Origin of the sequence: Pseudomonas brassicacearum (assembly GCF_003732265.1) — a bacterium.
Lineage (GTDB): Bacteria > Pseudomonadota > Gammaproteobacteria > Pseudomonadales > Pseudomonadaceae > Aquipseudomonas > Aquipseudomonas brassicacearum_D.
Genome location: NZ_MOBK01000009.1, coordinates 42,114 through 64,795, shown reverse-complemented (window position 1 = coordinate 64,795; position 22,682 = coordinate 42,114). Strand labels below are relative to the sequence as shown.

At 59.2% G+C, this 22,682-nt stretch carries 25 protein-coding genes and 1 other RNA gene; 8 read left to right on the top strand and 18 right to left on the bottom strand.

The features are described 5' to 3' along the window. Positions 1–120 precede the first annotated feature (120 nt). From BK660_RS22995 to ssrA, 7 genes are all read left to right on the top strand, one after another. On the top strand, positions 121–945 hold the full coding sequence (locus BK660_RS22995) for a (Fe-S)-binding protein (protein WP_123435241.1): 825 nt from the start codon (positions 121–123) through the stop codon (positions 943–945). Then, the gene (locus BK660_RS22990) at positions 942–2,396 is read left to right on the top strand and encodes a LutB/LldF family L-lactate oxidation iron-sulfur protein (protein WP_123435240.1); all 1,455 of its coding nucleotides are present in this window, start codon (positions 942–944) and stop codon (positions 2,394–2,396) included. Before BK660_RS22995 ends, BK660_RS22990 begins: the two co-directional genes overlap by 4 nt. Continuing rightward, a complete protein-coding gene (locus tag BK660_RS22985) occupies positions 2,396–3,067 on the top strand; it encodes a LutC/YkgG family protein (RefSeq protein ID WP_123435239.1) in 672 nt (223 codons plus the stop codon). Before BK660_RS22990 ends, BK660_RS22985 begins: the two co-directional genes overlap by 1 nt. Continuing rightward, positions 3,064–5,874 carry an FAD-binding and (Fe-S)-binding domain-containing protein gene (locus BK660_RS22980; RefSeq protein ID WP_123435238.1) on the top strand — a complete coding sequence of 937 codons (2,811 nt, stop codon included), beginning with the start codon at positions 3,064–3,066 and terminating at the stop codon, positions 5,872–5,874. Before BK660_RS22985 ends, BK660_RS22980 begins: the two co-directional genes overlap by 4 nt. 197 nt (positions 5,875–6,071) lie before the next feature. After that, positions 6,072–6,347 (top strand): hypothetical protein, encoded by a 276-nt coding sequence (locus tag BK660_RS22975; RefSeq protein WP_123435237.1) that lies wholly within the window; start codon positions 6,072–6,074, stop codon positions 6,345–6,347. 212 nt (positions 6,348–6,559) lie between these two features. Then, entirely contained in the window at positions 6,560–6,811 is a 252-nt protein-coding gene (locus BK660_RS22970) for a hypothetical protein (protein ID WP_123435236.1), read from the top strand. Between the two features lie 114 nt (positions 6,812–6,925). Continuing rightward, positions 6,926–7,322: a transfer-messenger RNA gene (gene ssrA, locus BK660_RS22965) on the top strand. Positions 7,323–7,462: 140 nt separating this feature from the next. Here ssrA and BK660_RS22960 read toward each other — a convergent pair. Both BK660_RS22960 and BK660_RS22955 read right to left on the bottom strand, forming a co-directional pair. Continuing rightward, positions 7,463–7,981: a lysis protein gene (locus BK660_RS22960; protein ID WP_123435235.1), complete on the bottom strand. Its 519-nt coding sequence runs from the start codon at positions 7,979–7,981 to the stop codon at positions 7,463–7,465. Next, positions 7,978–8,529, bottom strand: coding sequence for a glycoside hydrolase family 19 protein (locus BK660_RS22955; protein ID WP_123435234.1), 552 nt, complete (start codon positions 8,527–8,529; stop codon positions 7,978–7,980). Before BK660_RS22955 ends, BK660_RS22960 begins: the two co-directional genes overlap by 4 nt. A 67-nt stretch (positions 8,530–8,596) precedes the next feature. Between BK660_RS22955 and BK660_RS22950 the strand changes: the two genes are divergently transcribed. Further along, a complete protein-coding gene (locus tag BK660_RS22950) occupies positions 8,597–9,748 on the top strand; it encodes an acyltransferase family protein (protein ID WP_123435233.1) in 1,152 nt (383 codons plus the stop codon). On the opposite strand, the gene BK660_RS22945 is transcribed toward BK660_RS22950, so the two are convergent. From BK660_RS22945 to BK660_RS22875, 16 genes are all read right to left on the bottom strand, one after another. Continuing rightward, positions 9,743–10,408 (bottom strand): SGNH/GDSL hydrolase family protein, encoded by a 666-nt coding sequence (locus BK660_RS22945; RefSeq protein ID WP_123435232.1) that lies wholly within the window; start codon positions 10,406–10,408, stop codon positions 9,743–9,745. The genes BK660_RS22950 and BK660_RS22945 overlap by 6 nt on opposite strands. Continuing rightward, positions 10,405–10,572 carry a hypothetical protein gene (locus tag BK660_RS32680; protein ID WP_185045189.1) on the bottom strand — a complete coding sequence of 56 codons (168 nt, stop codon included), beginning with the start codon at positions 10,570–10,572 and terminating at the stop codon, positions 10,405–10,407. Before BK660_RS32680 ends, BK660_RS22945 begins: the two co-directional genes overlap by 4 nt. Beyond that, positions 10,569–11,450, bottom strand: coding sequence for a phage tail protein (locus BK660_RS22940; RefSeq protein ID WP_123435231.1), 882 nt, complete (start codon positions 11,448–11,450; stop codon positions 10,569–10,571). Before BK660_RS22940 ends, BK660_RS32680 begins: the two co-directional genes overlap by 4 nt. Before the next feature lie 242 nt (positions 11,451–11,692). After that, positions 11,693–13,903: a hypothetical protein gene (locus BK660_RS22935; RefSeq protein ID WP_123435230.1), complete on the bottom strand. Its 2,211-nt coding sequence runs from the start codon at positions 13,901–13,903 to the stop codon at positions 11,693–11,695. Between the two features lie 3 nt (positions 13,904–13,906). After that, positions 13,907–15,133: a hypothetical protein gene (locus BK660_RS22930; RefSeq protein WP_123435229.1), complete on the bottom strand. Its 1,227-nt coding sequence runs from the start codon at positions 15,131–15,133 to the stop codon at positions 13,907–13,909. A gap of 1 nt (position 15,134) precedes the next feature. Beyond that, a complete protein-coding gene (locus BK660_RS22925; RefSeq protein WP_123435228.1) occupies positions 15,135–15,851 on the bottom strand; it encodes a hypothetical protein in 717 nt (238 codons plus the stop codon). After that, a complete protein-coding gene (locus BK660_RS22920) occupies positions 15,848–16,819 on the bottom strand; it encodes a hypothetical protein (RefSeq protein ID WP_123435227.1) in 972 nt (323 codons plus the stop codon). The genes BK660_RS22925 and BK660_RS22920 overlap by 4 nt, the downstream gene beginning before the upstream one ends. Continuing rightward, positions 16,816–17,226: a GNAT family N-acetyltransferase gene (locus BK660_RS22915; protein ID WP_123435226.1), complete on the bottom strand. Its 411-nt coding sequence runs from the start codon at positions 17,224–17,226 to the stop codon at positions 16,816–16,818. Before BK660_RS22915 ends, BK660_RS22920 begins: the two co-directional genes overlap by 4 nt. Further along, positions 17,226–17,519, bottom strand: a complete 294-nt coding sequence (locus tag BK660_RS22910; RefSeq protein ID WP_123435225.1) for a hypothetical protein — start codon at positions 17,517–17,519, stop codon at positions 17,226–17,228. The genes BK660_RS22915 and BK660_RS22910 overlap by 1 nt, the downstream gene beginning before the upstream one ends. Before the next feature lie 2 nt (positions 17,520–17,521). Further along, positions 17,522–18,967: a hypothetical protein gene (locus tag BK660_RS22905; protein ID WP_123435224.1), complete on the bottom strand. Its 1,446-nt coding sequence runs from the start codon at positions 18,965–18,967 to the stop codon at positions 17,522–17,524. Further along, entirely contained in the window at positions 18,964–19,569 is a 606-nt protein-coding gene (locus BK660_RS22900) for a phage adaptor protein (RefSeq protein ID WP_123435223.1), read from the bottom strand. Before BK660_RS22900 ends, BK660_RS22905 begins: the two co-directional genes overlap by 4 nt. After that, positions 19,566–19,853: a hypothetical protein gene (locus BK660_RS22895; RefSeq protein ID WP_123435222.1), complete on the bottom strand. Its 288-nt coding sequence runs from the start codon at positions 19,851–19,853 to the stop codon at positions 19,566–19,568. The genes BK660_RS22900 and BK660_RS22895 overlap by 4 nt, the downstream gene beginning before the upstream one ends. Then, complete coding sequence (locus tag BK660_RS22890; RefSeq protein ID WP_123435221.1) at positions 19,853–20,185, bottom strand: hypothetical protein; 333 nt, start codon at positions 20,183–20,185, stop codon at positions 19,853–19,855. The genes BK660_RS22895 and BK660_RS22890 overlap by 1 nt, the downstream gene beginning before the upstream one ends. Before the next feature lie 41 nt (positions 20,186–20,226). Next, the gene (locus BK660_RS22885) at positions 20,227–20,649 is read right to left on the bottom strand and encodes a hypothetical protein (RefSeq protein WP_123435220.1); all 423 of its coding nucleotides are present in this window, start codon (positions 20,647–20,649) and stop codon (positions 20,227–20,229) included. 60 nt (positions 20,650–20,709) lie between these two features. Next, positions 20,710–21,633 (bottom strand): DUF5309 domain-containing protein, encoded by a 924-nt coding sequence (locus BK660_RS22880; RefSeq protein ID WP_123435219.1) that lies wholly within the window; start codon positions 21,631–21,633, stop codon positions 20,710–20,712. 15 nt (positions 21,634–21,648) lie between these two features. Next, complete coding sequence (locus tag BK660_RS22875) at positions 21,649–22,653, bottom strand: hypothetical protein (RefSeq protein WP_259698528.1); 1,005 nt, start codon at positions 22,651–22,653, stop codon at positions 21,649–21,651. Between the last annotated feature and the right edge of the window lie 29 nt (positions 22,654–22,682).

The window sequence follows — 22,682 nt, the reverse complement described above, 5'->3', positions numbered from 1 at the left end:
CGGACCACGATTCCGGCGTCAGCAATTCACAACCCGGTCTGCAAGGCTGCTGAAAGCTTCCCGTTCTATATTCAGCAGCCTCAGCGGACGGATAACCGGGACCACCCGGAGACACGCCTGATGAGCGAGCTTTTTTACAACGCTGTGCCGAACGCGACCCGCGTCGCCCCGCCACTGCCCGAGCCTCGGCAATACCCCAGCGAGAAACCGTCACGGGTCTACCTGTTCGGGACGTGCGTGGTGGATTTGTTCTACCCGGAAGCCGGGATGGACGCGATCCACTTGCTGGAACGCGAAGGCATTCGTGTCGAGTTCCCGCAAGGGCAAAGCTGCTGCGGACAACCGGCCTACACCTCGGGTTACACCGAGCAGGCAAGGACCGTGGCCCGCGCGCAACTGGCGTTGTTCGCCGGGGATTATCCGGTGGTGGTGCCGTCGGGATCGTGTGCCGGGATGTTGCGCGAACACTATGCCGACCTGTTCAAGGACGAGCCGGACACGTTGAAGCAAGTCCAGGCGCTCGCCGCCCGGACGTATGAACTGGCCGAGTTCCTGCTGTTTGTCTGCAAGGTGCAGCTCCAGGACAGCGGCGAGCCGGTCAAAGTGGCGTTGCACACGTCGTGCTCGGCACGCCGTGAAATGAACACCCACCTGCACGGTCGTGAGTTGTTGGCGCAATTGAGCAACGTGGAGCGGGTCAATCACGATCACGAAAGCGAATGTTGTGGCTTTGGCGGGACGTTCAGCGTCCGTATGCCAGACATCTCCGGCGCGATGGTGGCGGACAAGACCCGGTCGTTGAAGGAATCCGGCGCGCACAAGGTACTGAGTGCCGACTGCGGTTGCCTGATGAACATCAATGGCTCGCTGGAGAAACAGCAGGAAGCGTTGCGCGGCCAACACCTGGCCAGTTTCCTCTGGCAACGAACCGGAGGTGCCCGATGAGCACTTCCACGATTATTCCGACGGTCAGCGTCGACGAAGATTTTCGCGCCCGGGCTCACAAGGCTTTGGACGACAAGCAATTGCGAAATAACTTTCGCACTGCGATGGATTCACTGATGGCAAAACGGGCAGCGTCCTTCAGCGATGCCCACGAAAGAGAACATCTGCGATCGCTGGGCAATGCTGTCCGCGCCCGCGCGTTATCCAAGTTGCCCGACCTGCTCGAGCAACTTGAACAGAACCTGACCCGCAACGGTGTGACAGTGCACTGGGCGGAAACGGTGGACGAGGCCAATGGCATCGTCCTCTCGATCATCCGCGCTCACGAGGGGCGGCAAGTGATCAAGGGCAAATCGATGGTCAGCGAAGAGATGGAGATGAATCATTTCCTCGCTGAACAGGGCATTGAATGCCTGGAATCGGACATGGGCGAGTACATCGTCCAGCTCGACCATGAGAAGCCTTCACACATTATTATGCCGGCGATCCACAAGAATGCCGGTCAGGTCGCGTCCTTGTTCCACGACAAACTTGGCGTGGAATACACCAAGGACGTTGACCAACTCATTCAGATCGGTCGCAGAGTCTTGCGGCAGAAATTCTTCGAAGCGGACATCGGCGTCTCCGGTGTCAACTTCGCCGTGGCCGAAACCGGCACCCTGTTACTGGTGGAAAACGAAGGCAACGGGCGCATGACCACGTCGGTGCCACCGGTGCACATCGCCGTGACCGGCATCGAAAAAGTCGTGGAAAACCTGCGCGATGTGGTGCCACTGCTGTCGCTGCTGACCCGCTCGGCGCTGGGCATTCCGATCACCACCTACGTCAACATGATCTCCGGCCCACGCAAGGCGCATGAACTCGACGGTCCGCAGGAAGTGCACCTGGTCTTGCTCGACAACGGTCGCAGCCAGGCGTTTGCCGACAGCGAATTGCGCCAGACCCTGAACTGCATCCGCTGCGGCGCCTGTATGAATCATTGCCCGGTCTACACCCGAATCGGCGGCCATGCCTATGGGGAGGTTTACCCTGGGCCTATCGGAAAAATCATCACGCCGCACATGGTCGGCCTGGCGAAAGTCCCGGACCACCCCAGCGCCTCATCGCTTTGCGGTGCGTGCGGCGAAGTCTGCCCGGTAAAAATTCCTATCCCTGCATTGCTGCGTCGCCTACGGGAAGAGAACGTCAAAGCCCCGGACAGCCCGCATCAAGTCATGCGCGGCCAAGGCAGCAAGTATTCGCGCAAGGAACGGTTCATCTGGAACGCCTGGGCGAAGCTCAACAGTTCGCCAACGCTGTATCGGCTATTCGGGTTCTTCGCCACTCGCCTGCGCGCGCTCACGCCGAACAATGTCGGCCCGTGGACGCAGAACCACAGCGCACCAAAGCCCGCCACCCGCTCACTGCACGATATGGCCCGCGAGCATTTGGCCAAACAGGGAGACCGTTGATGAGCGCCAAGCAAAACATCCTCACCAAGTTACGGAAAAGTCTGACCGGCACCACGCCGGTGCCTGACGAGTTCGACGTCGAACTGGTGACAGCTCCTTACACCTACACCGCTGAACAACGCATCCCGCAGCTGCGCAAATTGATGGAAGCGGTGCACACCGAAATCCACCTGACGTCGGGCGAAGGTTGGCCTTCGTTGCTGGCTCAGCTGCTACAGGATCGTCAGTTGCCCAGCCTGTTGATCGCGCCGACTACGCCTCACGGTCAACACATCACTCAACACTGGGCGAAAAATCCGGGGCTGCCGACGCTCAAGGCCTACGACCGCCCGATTGAAGAATGGAAAGCCGAGTTGTTCAACGACACCCCGGCCAGTCTCACCGGCACCCTCGGTGCAATCGCTGCGACAGGCAGCCTGATTCTCTGGCCGACGCGGGAAGAACCGCGCCTGATGAGCCTGGTGCCACCGGTGCATTTCGCCCTGCTCAAGGCCAGTGAAATCCGCGACAACTTCTATCAGGTGCAGCAGGAGTTCAACTGGGCCCAAGGCATGCCGACCAACGCTTTGCTGGTGTCCGGCCCGTCGAAAACCGCCGACATTGAACAGATCCTCGCCTACGGCGCGCACGGTCCGAAAGACCTGGTGGTATTGATCCTGGAGGACCAATGAGTCTACCGGCGGCTTTCCTGAAAGATGCACAGCAACTGATCCCCGCCGAGCGACGTTTCGACGATCCGCTGTCGACATTGGCCTTCGGCACTGACGCCAGTTTCTATCGACTGATTCCGCAACTGGTGATTCGCGTCGAGTCGGAAGATGAAGTGGTGGCGCTGCTCAAACTGGCGCAGCGTGACCAAGTCCCGGTGACCTTCCGCGCCGCCGGCACCAGTCTGTCTGGCCAGGCCATCAGCGACTCGGTGCTGATCGTGTTGGGGGATAACTGGAACGGTCGCGAGATCCGTGGCCAAGGCACACAAATCCGCCTGCAACCGGGTGTGATCGGTGCACAGGCCAACGCCTGGCTGGCGCCGTTCGGACGCAAGATCGGCCCGGACCCGGCCTCGATCAACGCCTGCAAAATCGGCGGCATCGTCGCCAACAACGCCAGCGGCATGTGCTGCGGCACGGCGCAGAATACTTATCACACGCTAGCCGGCATTCGGCTGGTATTGGCCGACGGCAGCCGCCTCGATACCGAAGACGCGGCCAGCGTGGCGGCGTTTCGGCAAAGCCACGCCCCGCTGCTTGAACGTCTGGCAACCTTGGGCCGCGAGACGCGCGTCAACGCCGAACTGGCTGCAAGAATCCGCCACAAATATCGTCTGAAAAACACCACTGGCCTGTCACTCAATGCGCTGGTGGATTTCGACGAGCCTGTGGATATCTTGAGCCACTTGCTGGTCGGCTCCGAAGGCACCCTCGGCTTCATCAGCGCAGTGACCTACGACACGGTGATCGATCACCCGAACAAAGCCTCGGCGCTGATCGTGTTCCCGGACGTGGAAACCTGCTGCAACGCCGTGACCGTGCTGAAAAGCCAACCGGTGTCGGCCGTGGAACTGCTGGACCGGCGCAGTCTGCGTTCGGTGCAGAACAAACCCGGCATGCCCGCTTTCGTACAACAGCTGTCGAACAATGCCTGCGCGCTGCTGATCGAATCCCGCGCAGCATCGTCCACTTTGCTACAAGAACAACTGGCGCAGATCATGGCGTCGTTGACCGCATTTCCGGTGGAAAAACAGGTCGACTTCACCGAAGACCCGGTGGAAAACGCCCGCCTCTGGGCGATCCGCAAAGACACCTTCCCCGCCGTCGGTGCCGTGCGCAAAACCGGCACCACGGTGATCATCGAGGACGTGACCTTCCCGGTGGAACAACTGGCCAGCGGCGTCAATCGCCTGATCGAGTTGTTCGACAAACATCACTACGATGAGGCGATACTTTTCGGACACGCATTGGAAGGCAATTTGCACTTCGTCTTCACCCAAGGCTTCAACAACCCGGAGGAAGTCGCACGCTATCAGGCGTTCATGGATGACGTGGCGCAGTTGGTGGCTGTGGAGTTCGGGGGCTCGCTGAAGGCCGAGCACGGCACCGGGCGCAACATGGCGCCCTTCGTCGAGCTGGAATGGGGCAGCGATGCCTACCAGTTGATGTGGCAGCTCAAACGCCTGCTCGACCCCAACGGCATTCTCAACCCGGACGTGGTACTCAGCGAAGATCCGCAGATCCACCTCAAGCACCTGAAACCGTTGCCGGCCGCCGATGAGATTGTGGACAAGTGCATCGAGTGCGGCTTCTGCGAGCCGGTGTGCCCGTCGAAAGGCCTGACCCTGAGCCCGCGCCAGCGCATCGTGATCTGGCGGGATATCCAGGCGAAAAAACGCGCGGGCGTTGATACCACCGAACTCGAAGCCGCTTACGAATATCAAGGCATCGACACCTGCGCCGCCACCGGTCTTTGCGCGCAACGCTGCCCTGTCGGCATCAATACCGGCGATCTGGTGAAAAAACTCCGCAGTCGTCACGCAACGCGTACGAAAACTGCCAACTGGCTGGAAGGCAATTTCGCCACGGCACTGCAAGGTGCGCGTTTCACCCTGCACGTCGCCAATGGCGCGCGGATGCTGTTGGGTGCGCCACGCCTGGCGAAGCTGTCGGCGACGCTGACCAAGTTGTCCAAAGGTCAGGTCCCGCAATGGACCAACGCCATGCCGCAGCCTGAGAAAGCCATTCGCTTCAGCCCGACTGTGTCGGACGAACGCCCTCGGGTGGTGTACCTCGCGGCTTGCGTGTCGCGGGTCATGGGCCCGGCGGCAGGTGATAAAGAGCAGATGTCGCTGTACGACAAGACCCGCGGGCTGCTGGAAAAGGCCGGTTACCAAGTGGTCTTCCCGGACAATCAGGACAACCTCTGCTGTGGCCAGCCATTCGCCTCAAAAGGTTACGCCGAACAGGCCGAACACAAACGCCAGGAACTGATCGGCGCGTTGCTGCACGCCAGTCGCGGCGGGCTCGACCCGATTTACTGCGACACCAGCCCCTGCACGCTAAGGTTGGTTCAGGACCTGGGCGACGTTCGACTGGACCTGTACGACCCGGTGCGTTTCATCCGTACGCATTTGATGGATCGCCTGGATTTCACACCGCAGGAAGCGCCGATTGCAGTACACGTCACGTGCAGCACCCAACACCTTGGCGAGAGTCAGGCGTTGATTGATCTGGCGCGCAAGTGCAGCAAAACCGTGGTCATTCCCGAAGGGATCCACTGTTGCGGGTTCGCTGGCGACAAAGGTTTCACTACGCCGGAACTGAACGCCCATTCGTTAAGAACGCTCAAGGACGCGGTGCAACAGTGCAGCGAGGGGATTTCCACCAGCCGCACCTGTGAGATCGGGCTGACGCAACATGGCGGCATTGATTACCACGGGCTAGTCTATCTGGTGGACCGCGTTACCCAGGCTAGGGCGACCTGAGCAGGACTTCAAGGAGGGCGCATTCAGGCGCCTTTTTTAATGTTTCTTGCCAGTATCGACAGCAGTACAGCAAAAATTTAGAACCCTGACGTGCCGCCGCAGTCCACTGATCAAGTCCTGCAAACGTGGGACCTTCCCAAAACTCGGCAGCCCGTCCTGATGGTCAGAATGACTGGCCTCAGTTCAAGGAGATACACATGAAACGTTCTGTACTGTTTGGTCTGTTCGTTACTGCCTCACTGCTGGCTTCCCCCTCGTTTGCCGCCGAAAAAGATCAATGCGCGGTCAATCTGCAAACCATCGAAGACGCCCAGGCACAGATTCCTGCGGAGTTGTCTGACCAGGTAGCGGATTCCGTCAAGCAAGCCAAAGCGGACCATGCACTAGGGACCAAAAAAGGTACTGACGATTGCATTGGCGAGACCAACGAGACCATCAAGATGATCAAGGACGCGAACAAAGGCGGGAAGTAACCTCGCCGGTTCCATTCAATACGAAGCAAACCAAAACCCGCCAATTGCGGGTTTTGGTGCATTTTGGGGTTGGCAATCCCTTTTTATTGCCATTGCTTCCATCAGTTAGTTTTTTCATAACTGTTTTTGCGCAAACCGAATTCCTGTGCCGCGCCGTAGTCTTTTAGATAAGCCCATCAATCGTGGCTGACTATCAGTTCGAGGAGATACCCATGAAACGTGCCGCACTCGCTGGTCTGTTCATTTGCGCTGCAATGTTGGCCTCTCCCGTCTTTGCGGCGGACAACAACCTGTGTACGAGCAAGCTGCAAGAGCTCGAAGCCAAAGTGAATTCGCTGCCAGCGACCGCCACCAATGCGCCGGAGATCAAAAGACTGTTGGCCAGCGCCAAAGCTTCACAGGCCGCCAAAGATGACAAAAAATGCGCCACCGAGGCCAGCCAGGCATTGGCGATGGCCAACTGAACAACGAACGACCCGATGATCAATCGAGGTCAACCTTGCGGGTGGCCTTCTGAGGCGTGTTGGCGTACACTGCGCAGGCCTGTTGCTCATTTTGATTCACCGAGCAACAGGCTCGGGGCCGTTTAGGATTCGACGCCGGTTGCGAAACTTTAGGTGCATGCCGAGTTGGTAACAGAACTCGTAAATCCACTGTTGCAACTACTTATAGTTGCCAATGACGAAAACTACGGCCAGGAATTCGCTCTCGCTGCGTAAGCAGCCTTAGCCCTGAGCTTCTGGTACCTTCGGGTCCAGCAATCACCAGGGGATGTCTGTAAACCCAAAGTGATTGTCATATAGAACAGAATCGCCGTGCAGTACGTTGTGGACGAATCGGCTAAAACTTACACAACTCGCCCAAAGCACCCTGCCCTTCGGGTCGCTGAGGGTTAACTTAATAGAAACGGCTACGCATGTAGTACCGACAGCGGAGTACTGGCGGACGGGGGTTCAAATCCCCCCGGCTCCACCATTTGAAACACCTTCGAAGCCCGCCCAGTGCGGGTTTCGCTGCATCTGGACCTTGGAATGTTGCTGAAGGTTGTTGTGGATTGATGTCGATTCGCGCCGCCTTCAGCAGCTTTTCAGCAACATCCCCCTCAGGCGTTCTGCCTACTGCACATTCCCCACCCGAAGACACACATGCGTCACATATTCCTGAAGCGCCCTCAAGGCTGCTTGGTCGGCGATGATCCCAGATCGAACGTCGAGAACAGTTGATCCAGTAGCTGCAGAGAGCTCGACGGTTCCTGCATCGCCCAGGCTGGAGCGGCTGGTGGCGTCGGACACGTTGCCGCCACTGGAACTACAACGTCCCGCGATGCGCAGCCTGCGAGCACCAGAAACGACATCAGCGCGCAACTTTTCATTTTCAGCGAGGGCATCGGTCTTTTCCTTCTGGGCTTTCTGGTCGAGGGCGGCAAGTGCCTGTTCGGCGAGCTGTTGATTTTCCAGAGCCATTCTTGCCTGTTTTGCGCCCGCAGACGCAATCATGGCCAGATCTGATTGATGATTGGCTTCGCTGACCGCGAGGATCGACGTGTAGCTGTTGGCCTGCCACATCCAGGCACCGCCGGCTCCGATCAGCAGTGCAGCTATATAAGGAAGGATTCGCAGCCAGATGGAAGTCATGCCAGCACCTTCAGCGCGGTGTTGTAGAAGTCCAGCCGCTCAGCCAGTCCGTTCAGCCCGCCATTGATGCGACGGGTGATCAGTTCAAAGTCGCCAGCATCAGCCAGCGCATTCAGGTTGCGCGAATTCCAGAACCACGCCGCCGACTTGCACGCCCACTCGGCCTGCTCCAGCAGCTCAGGCGTGCGCAGAAGACGATCATCGCCGAATAGCGCCTTGCTACACGCGAGGTAGTTGTCGTGCCCAGTGATCTGAATCAGGCCGCGCCCGCGGTACTTCTGACCGTCGCCGTCAGCCTCTGGCGTATTGCCCAACCGCTTGGCCAGCGTTCCGGTGTCGTACTTGCTCAGGTACTGGTCGCCGCCCAACTCCTTCACGTACTGGAACTGGCCCGACTCATGACCCACCTGAGCGATGAATGCCGCCATGCGCAGGCGGGTGTTGATCTGGAAGCGATCCATGGCCAAGTTCAGCGCAGACGCAAAGACGCCAGCCTGTCTGCCAGCCTTCGGGAGGATCTGCAGCAGTTGCTGCGCGGTGATGGGCATGGCTTTCTCCGAAATATTGATTGACGAACTGGTATAAACTCGCCGCCTCACCGGAAGGGCTCGCAAGATGTCAGCACTGAAACACTCGAAAAACGAAGAAATCGAAGCCCTGCGCGGAATGGCGGTGGCTATTGCCGTGATCTCTCATCTGGGCAACTTGCTTTTCTGGAACGACTTCTTCGGGAAAACCACGCTGGCTTTCTGGGGCGGGGTTGATGTGTTCTTTTGCATCTCTGGATTCGTAATCATGTCCGCCTTCAGAGAGAAGATGCTGACTGCTCGCCAGTCCGGATGCGGAAGATACTGGGCGGAAGTACGCGCCTTCTTTGTGCGGCGGATCTACCGGATCATCCCTTCTGCATGGTTGTGGATAACCATCACTTGCATACTGTCGGTGATATTCAACAGCTCAGGGGTGTTCGGCAGCCTTAAAGGCAATATCGTGGACTTCATCGCGATCATATTGAACGTGGCCAACTTCCACTTTGCACTTTGCCTGACGCATACGGATGGAAGTTTTCTGTGCGGCGGCAATGGGCAGTATTGGAGCATTTCATTGGAAGAGCAGTTTTACTTGATTTTCCCGCTGATCGTCCTTCTGCCTAAGCGCGCCATTTACATTGTTACGGCACTTGTCATTGCCGGCTACGCAATCGCACAACAGGTTTACGGCAACACTTCAACTTACACTTGGCTGACTCGCGTCGACTCCATCTTTCTCGGCGTAGCTCTCGCGGTATTCGCCCAATCCGAAACATTCAAACGGCTTGAGCCAGCCAAGCTCAAAAAATTCGCGCGGCTGTCGGCTCCAGTGCTGCTTTTCCTGCTGCTCATGTCGCCCTACAACGCAAAGGACTATCACCTCTACCCGCTCACCGTCTGCCTGTTCGGCGGCTGCCTGGTGCTGCTGGCCGCGTACCAGAAGGGCTATCTGTTCCCAGAAGGCAAGCTGCGAAATCTGCTGGCCTACATCGGCGCCCGGTCGTTCGCGATCTACCTCATCCACAACCCAGCGTTCCAGCTCACCAGAGAAATCTGGTTCAGAATTTCTCCCACCGGTACGACCTTCGACAGCGCCTATACCGTCGCCTTCCTGGCCACAGCTTTCAGCGTTATATGGGTGTGCAGTGAGCTGAACTACAGATTGGTCGAAACGCCATTACGGGAACGTGGCGCCAAGAAGGCCAAGCTGCTCGCGCCACCAGTCGCAGCCCTATGAAAGGGTGACGCCAACCCTCAATGACCACAGGCCAAGGCTGACCAGTCTTCCTACAAGCCAGTAGGTGAGGATGGTCTGCCCGGCCTCATTTAGGTGCAGCTTGTCCACCACGTAGTGCTCTGGAAGCAATGGCGCATCCATCCCAGTGATGACATGCACGGCCGGCCCCGGCTTGGTTTTCTCTTCATAGGCCATCATCTCGCCGTACACCCTGAACACCTCCAGGCTGTAATTACCGTCGATGTGCGCCTTCACTGCCGCCACGTCGCCCCGCCATTTGGGGCTGACCACCACCACGATCAAGCCCAGTGATCGGCAATGCGCGATCACCTTCCGATAGCTCTCGATGTAATCGACGATACCAGTCCCCCAATTACTGGTGTCATTGGTCCCTGCGGTGATGATCGCCCACTTGGCGCCGGCATACCCGACCGCCATGGTGATGGCGTTGAGGTTCGCCACCAGCCCGAAAACAGACCCGCCCGGACTGGTGATACTCATGCCCGGCACCGACAGGTTGCTGACCGAGATGCCGACAAGGTCAGGCAGGCGGTTCACCCACAACTTTGACGGATCACCCGGCCCGATATCCGAATAAACCCCGATATCAATTGAGTCCCCAAGGATCAAGCAGCGATCTGCCAACCCCAGGTAACTCATTCAGCAGGCCTCTTGACGCCGAATTGCGCCCACTTGTCCCAATATGCCACCAGTCGTGGATCATCGTTTTCAACTTCGACCACGCAGGGGAATTGTTCGGGATCTTGCTCGCAGCCGAACGTGGCAATAACTTGATCATCTTCAAGTTGAACAAAAGTGCTCATATTTCCCACCCGGTAATGATCAAGCCATAGAAAGGTGTTCCGCCTGCCGTGCTCAGCACCAAGGTGACCGTCTGCAAGGTAGTCAAAAACACGTTTTGAAAGTTCGTTACATCGGCCGTCGAGTTCACAAAACACGTTCTGTTTTGCTGACCGATAAGCGATGTGGCATCAGCGTTGATGTTCATCGACATGGAGAAGTTGCCAGTGTTCGAGATTTGCAACTCGCCAAATAATGAAACGGCATTCGCTGGGATATAACTGGCCAAGCTAGGTACGAATGTCCCGGTACTGTTTGTTGAATAGGCAGTAATGGCGGCCACAGTTGTTTTCCGACCGCGCACCCCAACGCCTGCCTTGATCTGCCTGCTCGCATTGGTCGGCACCACAGCCAGCAACGCCGAAGCGGTATACCCGGCCGGCATGTTGGCGCCGCCGTAAACGGTCGGCATGAAGGTATTCGGCGAGTTCACGCCCAAGAGCGCCGAGGTGCTGGTGGTCGGGTTGTAGATGGCATAAATCGCCACCCAGCCGCTCACAGGAGCCGTGCCGGTATCCATCGCGTTGATGCCAGTCGTGGCAAGGTTGATCGTCTTGCTGAAGTTGGCCAGGCGGTAGGTCGTGGCGCCCAAGGCGGTGCCGACTACAATCTCATCTGCCGCCACCGTTGCAGTTGCCGATGCAGCTGAAACCGTCATGTACAGGTTGGTCGTGGCGCCGACAAGGGGCGAGGATTTGATCAGCGCTCCGTCGCGCAACTGCGCGATAAACGCCGCTTGTGTGCGAAGATAGTCATCGATCAGCGAAGGTGATTCGGAGCCTGCGGGGCTGTTGCTCCCAGGCACAATCGACAGATCGGTAATCAGGGCAGGAACCGGCATATTTTTTCATCCCAATAAAAAAGCCCGCTCAGTGGCGGGCTTTAGTTGAGTGAGGGCGTTACGCCCCGGAGGTATTGGTGGAGGAGCACGTATTAAAGGCGTTGCAGTTTTCCGGCGTGTTCTTCGGGGTATGGCTGCTAGTCAAGACCGAAGACGGCTTGACCTACCTGGCAAAAAAATACCTCCCCAAAGGAAGCCGTATCAGGAAAATAGTCCTGATAAAGCCGGACGAGGACTAAGCGCTATTGCTCAGAAAGCCCAAGTAACCCGGGGGCCATCAACATCGGCAGCATGCTTGGTTTAGGCTTCTTGGGGATGACCATACTCAGTGGCGGGTTGAGCGCTGAGCCCACGTCGGCCATTTGCTTGCCTTTGCTCGCAGCAGTTACCGTCAAGTTCAGCAGACCATTGATCCCTGGGATTTTTGGCATGGCTTGGATGAAGCGCAGAGCATTCGACGCAGTGGTTGAGCCGGCGGGTTTCATCGGCGGGTTCATGATGCTACCGCCAGCGCGCAGAATGCGCTGATAGTCAGCCCAGCCATCATTGCCAAACAGGGCCTTGCCCTTTTCCGGGCCGATATTATCAAGCGCCTTACGCAGGCCATTGATGGAGAAAGAACCACCGGTTTCGCCTTGCAACGTTGCAGCGTCACGGACGTAAGCCTGCGCCGCGCCGCGAAGCGAGCTCATGATAGGCACGCCACGCTGCTGCTCCAGCTGAGACAGACCCTTTAGCTGATCCACCTTCATCTTTCCGACGATGTCCGGCAAATCCTCTGGCGCATAGTTGCCCTTGAGAATTCTCTCGACAAGCGGGCTCGCCTCTTGAAACCTGAATCGATCAGCGGCTGCCGATCGTGCGGCACGGAATGCCTCGGCAATGCCAGGGGGCGATTGTTCGCCAGCTTGATTGGCGCCAGTAGATGGGCCAACACCGCCTTGGAACGGCACCATCCCCCCTTCACTGGATATCTGCGCGGCCCCCGGAAGTCGTGGCTGGCCGCCAATCTGCTCCGAGGTGAACGGCTGGCGGCCAGCACCCGGGGCAGAACCTGGGCGACTCATGCCTGGCGCCGGATTGAATGCCGCTGACTCGCCGCCGTCGATCGCGTTAATCAGATGCTTTTTCACGATACCGAGCGCCACGGCTTCGGCCCTGTCGTTCGTGCTATAGATGCGTCCATTCAGGGCTTGCAAGCGCTGCATGGCTGTACCCATATCGAACGGCTCCTTGCCCGTCGTCGCTTTCTGAAACCAAGAAAGTGTGTCGGCCGGCAGTTTTGACCCAAGCATCTGCTGGTCAAGCTCTATAGAGGCATCATTGACGAATTTATGCGGGTCGAGAGGAATATCCCGGCCAGCAGTATTACGCGCCGCTGAATACAGGTTATCGGCCTTGGATTTGAGCCCGGCGTCATAATCATTGACGGACTTCTGCAACACTTGGCCACGCTCATAATCGGTGGCATCACCCGCGCCTTTCCTTACTCCGTAAAGAAGCGAGCGGTTGGCATCCACGAAGCGTTTCTGCATCTGATCGTCAACAGTGTTGAGGGTATTCTCCATCCACCACTGTTTTGGATCTCGGTTCAGCCAGCCGCGCGTAGGCTTGATGCCCAGCGCGTTGAAGTCGGCCATACGCCCAAGTTGGGTGGCATCGAGGTTGTCTACATCCCCCATGGCTTTTTTGCCGAGGTTAACTACCTGATCCTTTACCGCCTGCGGCAGCGATCCGAAGTCGATCCCCTTTTGAGCCAATTTGGCCGAGACTTCCATCTCGATCGGTGCAGTTGGGGTTAGCAACGATTTCACTCCGCCCGCAACATTCCCAGCCCCGCGACCGACTGCCAGCCCAGTAGCCCCGCCAACGCCGCCCATTAAAGCGTTCTGCGTTCTTTCAATCAGCGATCCAGGCTGAGAAATCGCCCCGAAGGCCGCCCCAGCACCAGCGGCTTGACGGTAGGACGCAGGGTTAATCACGGCATTCCCAGCTGTTTGAAGCAGCTTACCGCCTGCCTCTAGGCCAGGAATAGCCGCTCGCGCCGCGCCGAGAGATTGCAAGGCAGCGCCGCCAGCCTGAAGGCCACGGCCGCCAAGATAGGCCAGGCCAGCTTGACCGCCGATATTACCCACTATGCCCGCAGGATCTGCCATCAAATCACTATCAGCGCCTGGAGCACGCTGCCAACCACGAGGCCAGAGAGCGCCGCCCACGCCGATGCCATCCATCAAGTCAGCAACCGCCTTGCCAGCGCCTAGCGTGCCTTTTTCAAGCCAGCCGCGCCCCTTCAGTCGATCTGGCGGCGCGGCAACTGCCGGCGCTGCGGTTGGCTGCGCGCTCGCAGTTGCCTGCAGCATAGGACCGGCCATTGCAGGCTGTGGCTGCGCCGATTGCGCAGCGTTTTCCTGTTCCATACGAGCACGGAACTCAAATTCTTCCTGTTCGGTCATGGTCTATTGCCCCTGACGTCGTTTGAACTCTTGATAACGGGCTTCTTTGTTCGGGTCGGTGAACGGCCCTGCTGCTGGCGCAGCTACAATTGGCGCGGACGCTGGAGGCTGAACAGGCTGTTGCTGTGGCTGGCCGCTGTATCTGCCAATGATCTCTTTGAGCGCGCTGAGCGCCGCTGCACGTTCCTCGGCCGGAACAGTCGGGTCGCCAACTTTGCCCACCATCTGCTTGTAGTTTTCAACGTCCCGGTCAGATTGTGGCCCTTCCATGCGCGGCATCATCATCAGCATGTTGCCGCCGATTGCTGCGAGCTTGGCTGCAGCTTGCGCACTAGGCGTAGTCTTCCCAATGAATCTATTCGCGGTATCTCGCCAGTCTCCAATGCCGCTAGCGGTGGCGCTTGGCAGGATCGCCAAAGCCTGATCAATCAAGGGATTGAGCTTTTGCGCATTTTGCTGGTTTTTCACCAAGGACTCCGCGAGTGAGCCACCTTGGATTTTCCCGCCCGCTTGCGTCGTAGCTGGCGTGATTGCCCCCGTCCCCTTGTCGATCAACATGAAGTTGCCAGCGCCATCCTGCACAACCTGAGTCCGCTGGCCTTGTTTGTTGATGGCATTGGTCTCTTGCATGATGCCGTTCTGTTGCTGCTTCACGCCGACATTCGCCCAGCCACGCGCATTGGCTGCCTGTTCGGCCGGCGACATGGTCACGTTGAAGCTCTGTCCAGCCGTTGGCACTGCAAACTGTTTGGTGGCACCTGTGTCGACCAGTTGCGGCGCGACGTAGGAATTGATGGCCTGACCCACGGGTTGGCCGTATTCGTCGTACTGCATGGTCTGCTTGTTGCCGCCTTCGCCAGGCACGTCAACTGTGCGCGCCACCTTGCTTTTCCCTGCGTTCGGCAATTGCGCATATTTGGCGATGTTTTCAGGGTCAACGCCGAGCGCAGCAGCGGACTTCCAGTCGAAAGTAGCGTTCCCGTCAGCATCCTGACCGTACAAAGTCGGGATCGTCTGAGCTTGGCGCCGGAGCATATCCGCCTTCTGCTGTTTCAGCGCATTAGCACCGGCAGCCGAATAGCCGGCGATACCGGACAGCCCGGCCGCGCCCAGCGTGTTGATCGGACCTCCGCGCCCTGCCGTGGCCAGCCCACCGAACGCCGCCGACAACAGCCCCATCCCCATCGGGGTTTGAGCAAAATCTAACAGCCCACCAAGACCTTCAGCCATTTCAGACTCTCCCGCGACGTTGCGCAGCGTACTGCTGACGCTGAGCGATCAATGGATTGGGCTGACCTTGGGCGATCTGCGCAAGGGTCTGCGGACCGGTGTTGGCCTGCTGCATGGCTTGAGCGCCGCCCATGGGTTGTTGCTGCTGGCCTTGAGAGAGCAGACCGTAGGCCTTTTGCCCGTAGCTGGCCGCGTCCATGTAGGGCTTGGCCGCTGTGTTGAAATTGGACAGGCTGCTGCCCATCGAGCTGAGCAGGCCGGGGGACGAACTGCCACCTGCGTAGGCCGCGCTGCCCATGGTTCCGGACACTGCCGGTTGACCGAGGCCGAACCCTGCGCCGCCTGTTGATGCGCCCGCAGTGCCTGCTGTCCCGGCACTGCCTGCCGCACCACTCGCTGCGCCAGAACCTCCACCCAGCAAACCACCAGCCGCACCGCCCGCGTAAATCGAGGCGATAGTCTTGGCGATGGTGTGCATGGTCTGGCCCGGGCCGGTATTGATCCCCGCGTCCTGAGCCTCGCCATAGCGCTGCGGTGCTGCGCCGCCCCACTGGTCTACCAGAGGCTTGTCGTTGGTGCCGAGTACCTTGTTCCACATGCCGGTAGAGAACGGGTCAGCCGAGCCGTAGAGCAGCCGAGCAGGGTTATCCTTGACCTGATTGCCCATCGCGCCCAGGTTGAACAGCTCAAAGCTGCCCACATCGCCGAGAAAGCTCATTTACCACCCCCGCCCGAGGACTTGGTCGTTGCGGTATTGCCCAGACCAGAGCCGAACACGCCCGACATGGCGGCCAGTTTCTTGTACGGGTCGTTCTGTTGGTCGGTCCAGTTCTGATACAGGGCGTCCAGCTGCTGCTGGTAGTTGTCCTGATACATGTTGGCCTGCTGGCCGAAATTGTTGGCCACGTTCATGGCCTCGCTCTCGTAACCCGGAGCCAAGCCCAGCATCTGGCTGCGCAGTTGGTCGTTGCGGCTCGCATAGTCCTGACCCAGCCCGGCGTTAAACTGGCTGTTCTGCATGTTGCGATTGATCTGATTTTCGGCCAGGCCCTGCTGCGCGGTGTAGTCCTGCATGCGCATCCCGGATGCGGTGTTGCCGAGGTTCTTGGTCAGGTCGTTGAGCGAATTCTGGGTTGCGGCCTGATTGCCGGTATTGCCGAACGAGCCGGAGCTGACCATTTGTGTGCTCAGACCGGGCGCGACGGCATCGTTGTAGTTGCGGGTGATGTCACCCAGCGCCGCATCGATGTTCTGCTGCAGGTAAGGGTTGGAGCCGGCGTATTGGTTCGTGCCGCCGTTGCTCGCGTATCCGTAAGGGTTGTCAGTGGCAGCCTTGCCGGAGTTCAGCGAGTTGGTGACGGTGCTGCGGGCGGCGTTCATCGACGGATCGCCGTAGTTGAAGATCTGCCCGAGGCGCGCAGTGGTCGAGTTCTGGAAGTCGTTCATGCCGGCGACTTGCTGACCGCCATAGCCTTGATACGGCGTGCTGGCGAGGCCCATGGCCTTGTCGCTGTAGGCCGAGGCCAACGGTTTCAATTCGGTCGGGATGGACTGCGTGGTCGAACTGGTCTGTCCACCCCCGCCCTTGTGCGGGCGAATCTTGTCGCCAGGGAACACCGGCAGCGCGCCGATCGCAGGGCCGCCGAACTCAGCGCTGAGCTGTTCGTGCAAGGCATCTATTTTCACAGTTCAACCTCCAAGACTTGGTAGACCGGCGTAAAGCCGCAACGCATCCGGTAAAGACGGGCCTGAGCCGGCGCAGCTGCACATCTCAGGCGTGAACACCCGAGCGACTTGGCCATGCTTTCCAGTTCGTCAAAGAATTCTTCAAAGTGCCCGTGCGGGGCGTACATCTCGTAGATGTAGAGGACGCGTAAGTTCGGCAACTGCTCGACACCGACGACGCCCCAGCCCGCGATGGCCTCGTCTCGGTCAAGGCGGACCAGCGTGCGTTCACCGCGACTCAGCATCATTTTCAGCTGATCACCAGTGATCTCCCCGCCTGAGGTGGCACAGGCCAGCCCCAGGTTCTGCGCGCCCTGCTTCCAGGCCACGTCGATATGCGATGTCGGCACAACGATGAGTGTGTTCATCAGTTACCTGTCAGGCAGCGTTTCTGCACCCATGTGCCGGGCGTGCCGGAGACAACACAGGTCCAGCCCTCGATGAAGTACTTGGAGCCCGCTGTGCCGAGCTCAGCAGGTGCGGTGTTCTTCACGGTGTCGCCCTGCAGCCATGTGCCGCTGGATGGAACGGCTGCGAGCGCTGTGTAGAAGCCGGAGATCCGCCCCTCGGAGATCAGGTTGATCTGCGTGGCGTGCTCGCGCAGTTCGCGCTGCAAGAGTGGGTCGTCCGTGCCGACGCGTGGCGTGGTGTTCGCTTTCATGATCAGCGGCCCCCTGCCGGCGCCGAATCGGCATCCATGTGAGTGACGCGCACCGGGCCAGCAAAGGTGAAGGTCGCCTTGTGCCAGCGTGCGGACTGGCGCAGGTCAAACTTGCCATCGAGCACGGCGCCGGTAGCGCCAGCGGTAAAGCCGGTACCGGAGTTCATCTGAATGAAGGTCTGCGCCGATGCCGAGGTAGGTGCCAGGGCGTAACGCAGCTTGATCGGACCGAGGCAGGTCACGGCGTAGTCATCCCCTACTTCCCCAGTCGTCATCGAACTAGCCACCGATGTGCCGGTCATTGACTGCAACTGGTGCGAGGTGTTGAAGATCGACATCGACTTGCCGCCAGCCAGCCAGAACTGCGAGTCGAACGAGTAGGACGACAGGCCGTCAATGGTGGCGGAGATGGCGGATAGACCATCAATGGTCACGCCGCTCGTGACGTAGTTGAGCGCCGCTTCGATACTGCGATTGGCCACGCCCCACTTCTTGGCGACGATGTGGTAAACCAGCGCCGAATCAGGCGTGGTCGAGCCGAGCGACGGGTAGAACACCCACACCAGATTCTTCTGCCGATCGAACACGCAGACTGTCCGGTAGCGGTAGGCCGGGTTCGAGTTGTCGTAGAAGTATTGGCGCACGTACCCGTCAGCCACCGACACAGGCCGGGTGCCGTCGAAGACCCACATGTTGTCGTCGCCAACGAAGAAGTGAGCGCCGCCAAGGTCGCAGATCGCCTCTTTGCCGACGCAGCCCGCTTCACCGCCGGGCACCTGAATCCAGTTCCACACGGTTGGGGCGCCAACGTACTGGCCGAGGTAGATCGATTTGGCCTTGTAAGCGATGGCGTACTCACCCAGGCGCATTCCGGCAGTGAGACGGCCCGCCGTAGCGACCAAGCGCCCTGCCGTGGCTTGGGTCGCGATGCTTGGCGTCCACGATGTATCGTCGAAGGCCGCACTGCACTGCCAACCATCCGGTTTTTCTGCCCCATCATTGACGTTCAGCGCCATGACGAACGCGCCGACCGTGAACAGGATTTCAGCCTTGGGCGCGGTGGCCACATCAGCAAACGCAGCCCCGGTAGAGCGCTGGATCACGTCAGCACGGTTCGCACACAACGTGGCATCGCCGAACTGCGTGATGGACCATCGGGTGTCGACGCCGCCTGTGTAGGCTGCCGCTCGGCCGATATCAGTCCATGCGCCGGCCAGCAACTCATAGAGTTTGGTGGTGGTGCCGGCGATGATCCGGCGCGTGTCGTCCAGCTTGGACACCACGGCCGCGCCGATGCAGGCTGCTGCGAGCACAGGCGTCGAGTCGGGTGTAGCAGGCTCAGGCGCACCCTCCATGCCGTTCTTGTATGGGATCAGGTTCGAGCAACTGGTGATGAGCCCCGGCGTGGTCACGTCGGCATCAGGCGCAAAGCCGATCAGCGGGATCATCTGGCGCGCACCTTCATGGTGGAGCCGCTGTACCAGTCAGCATCGTTGATGCCGTCCACAGCGATCTTGTACAGCGCCTGCCAGACCGTCAGGCGGGCGTCATTCATGATGAATGGGGTGGCAGCCAGCAGTGCGCCGTACAGGTAAGCATTGGGCCAGCTGGTCAGCAGCCAGTTGGTGGTGTTGGACGCAGTCAGAGCCGGAATCTTCTGCTGATAGGTCAGCTCCAGCGAGTACACGGCGTCCGGGATCGGGGCCAGTTCCACGTTCGAGCCGACAACAGTGAACACGGCCGGCATGCCTGAGGTGTTGGCTGAGAAATCAGCGCTCAACTCGTCCGGGGATCGGTAGGACAGCGGCTGGTTGTAGCTGCCCAGCACCTGAATACGGCGCATCCCGAGCATGTCGGTAGGCAGCGCCACGGTACTGGTGCCAATCACCGTGGGCAGCGTGACCTTGCTATCCATCGCCCGCGCTTTCAGGTCGATGTTGAGCTGACATTCGGCCAAGGTGATGAAGTCCGGCACGCTGGTCGTCAGGTCGCCACGGTTGAGCCATGACGCCACGGACGCCTGTAATTCCGAGTAGTTGGTGATGCTCATACCTTGCCCTTCCAGATACGAAACACGGATAGGTCAGGGTCATTGAGCATCCGGCGCATGTGCTCTTTGTTGGCCATGCACTCGTGGAAGGTGATTTCGTGCTTGTTGCAGTAGTCCTCGATGATCACGAACGGGATTTTGGCCGCGTGCTTCATTTCCGACCCGCCATGCATCCCGGCGTTGTGCAGGGCCTTGGTGTGTTCGGCGATAGGCGTGCAGTCCTGCGTGCGCTCGACTGTCATGTTCCCATCGTGGAAATGAAACTTCGTATCGAGGTCGCGCATTACATATTCTCCAATGCCGAGACTTGCACGACGCCAGCGCCCGAGAACACACCGTTACCGGCCGCAGCAACCCAAATTGCCGCGATCTTGGTGTAGCCACAGGTGGCCAGAATGACCGGGTCGCCCGGGCCGACCATCAGGTCAGTCCCAATCGCTACGGGCGTGCCGTTGCCGAGGCGCACGTAAGCCGACGCACTGGCCGACACCCGCACGTATTTCGCCACGTTGCCGGCTGAATCCAGCGGCAGCGTTGCGTTGGCTGATGCAACAGAAGTCGTCAGGGTGGCGCCCGTTACGGTGACCGTAATGGCGTTTTCGAAGGTATTGCTCATGGGTGAACTCCAAAGAAAAACGCCCCGTGAAGGGCGTTAGATCAGGCCGGGTTCAGAAACACGCTGATCGCGCCGACGGCAGACGTTGCGGTGCCGGTAAGGTCTAAGCAGATGGAGTCACCAGCAGCCAGCAACAGGTCGCTTGCCGTGGTAGAGAGCGTCAACGCTTGTTGGGCGTTGGCAGTGCCGACCAGGTTGAAGCTGGCCGAATGCAACGCGGTGCCGGCTGTGATCGCCGTAGCGCTGGCCACCTTGCGAATGACGGCAGTGCAGGCACCGCCAGTCCCCGCCACATCGACACGACCACGGATGGCCTTGACGGTGTACGGACGGTCAGCAGTGAACATGGTGCAGTCGACGATCGATGCGGTGTAGTTCAGCGTCAGCGGGATGAACCCGCCGTCGCCGCCGTCTTTACCCTCGACGCCGAGCGAACTGTCGGCATTCTGTTTGATCATGGGCATGTCAAATTCTCCTCAAAGAAAAGGGGAGCCGAAGCTCCCCTTGGGTCATTGCCGTCAGGATCACAGAACGTCGTAGATCGCACCGTTCGCCTTAGGCGCGCGGGCTTCCACAGTCCACTCAACAACGAGCATTTTCTTGTCGGCATCGCCGGTTTTCGCCAGGTCTTCGCTACCGAATGGGCGCTTGTAGCAGATGGCCCACTTGTCAGCCTGGAGCACGAACACGTCGTTCGCATCCTGGAAGCGCGACGGGATCGCCTTCAGCTCGCCGAAGTCCGACACGTACACGTCGACCGAGGCGAACAGCTTGGCGTCTTCGCTCTTGTCGAAACGGGTGGCGTTACCGGTGAAGGTGGAGAAGGTCTGCTTGGCGCCAGGGGGCAGCAGGATCGAATCCGGATCACCGCCAGCCGTGAAGCACTTCTGCAGCACGTCTTTCAGGCGCGCCTCGGTGAAGGCGATCGCGGTGCCCTTGGTGCGACCGGTGTTGCCGGTGTACGAAGCCAGGGTGCCTGCGTTGCGGTGCACGTTGTCCACGACCCAGCCGACCAGACCACGGGATTGGCGCGGCGCAGTAGCGGTGACGTCCAGCTGAGTGGCCGAGCTCTCCATGTCGCGGCGCAGTTCCAGCGCAGCCAAACTCATTTGGTAGGCCATTTCGTTCTTGCGACCGGCAGTGTCCATGCTTTGCTGGGTGCCGGACACGATCACGGTCTTGGTCGAGATCTGGGTGCGGTTGTTCAGGCGAACAGTCGGCGTTACGGTTTTAGCGGACGCATCATCACCTTCAGCCTGGGCGTTGGTGGTGATAGCGGCCGCCAGATCCTGGGTCTGCCACTCATGCAGGGTGTTGGACGCAGTGCCCTTGGCTGCCAGCGAGATGAACGGCGTGGCAGTCGGGGAGATGCGGTAGATGGTGTCGGTCAGGTCTTCACGGTTACCGATGGCAGCCGTGGTGAGGAAAGTGCCAGTAGGGGCAGTCATGATGTAGCTCCGGAATTAAAGGAATTGGAGAAAGACCTCGGCGGCAGACTCAACAGTCCCTGACTTCGCGTGCCGCTTTGCAGCGGTAGTGCGACCGTCAGCGTTACCGTTTACTGTCACGCCTGGCTTGACCACCCGCTGCGGGGCTTCCTGGACCTTCTTGGCTTGCACACTGGCTTTGGCCATGAGATCTCGATATCGCATCGCGTCTCGTGCTATGAGCACGTGGCGGTGGTCGGCAATGGACGAAATGTCCTCAGCCTCGAACCCCTGCTCTTGCAGGAACTTCGAGATAGCGGTTTGTTCGGCTGCGGCCTTGGCTTCGTCTTTCCAGTCCGGGAGCTTGGCGATGAGGTTTTCACGCTGCTTGGCCAGGGAGATTTGTTTGGCTTGTGCCTGTTCGTTCTGGTGCTGTTGGATGAGTTGTTGGCGTTCCTGCATGTTTTGCTGATACAGCGCTTGTCTCTGTTGATAGAGATGCTGCTGTTTCAGGTACTCCATCGGATCTGACTCAAGCAGTGCGGGCCAGTCGATTTGACTTTGTTGTTCAAGGGCGCCTTCGAGCTGAGCAGCCATGCGTTCGAGCTTGGAGTGATACTCCTGACGCTCTTGCTGGGCCTGCTGGACGACGGCATCTGCGGTCTTGCGTTGCTCGGCGGCTTCCATCGTCTTCTTGGTGTAGTCAGACTGACGCTGGTAGCCATTCAACAGCTCGCTCAGGGGAACCTGAACCTCCTTGCCATCAATCTTGACGGTGAAGGTTTGGGGCTCCGCATCGGTGTCGCTGTCTACATCTACATCCGTATCGACGTCAGCATCGACATCGACATCAGTGTTCAGGTCTTGATCGGCGTCAGCGTCTGCATTCGCGTCAGCATCGCCATCTGCCTTGGTTGGCGGGTCAAGCAATGCAGCAAACGCCATCGCGCCGCCATTGACGTCAAGCGCGCCGCCGCCACTGTCGCCGCCGGCTTCGTTCATGAGGAAATGGCCGAGTGCGCGGTGAATAAACATGCTCATTGATTGTCCCTCGAGGGATTCATTTGCGA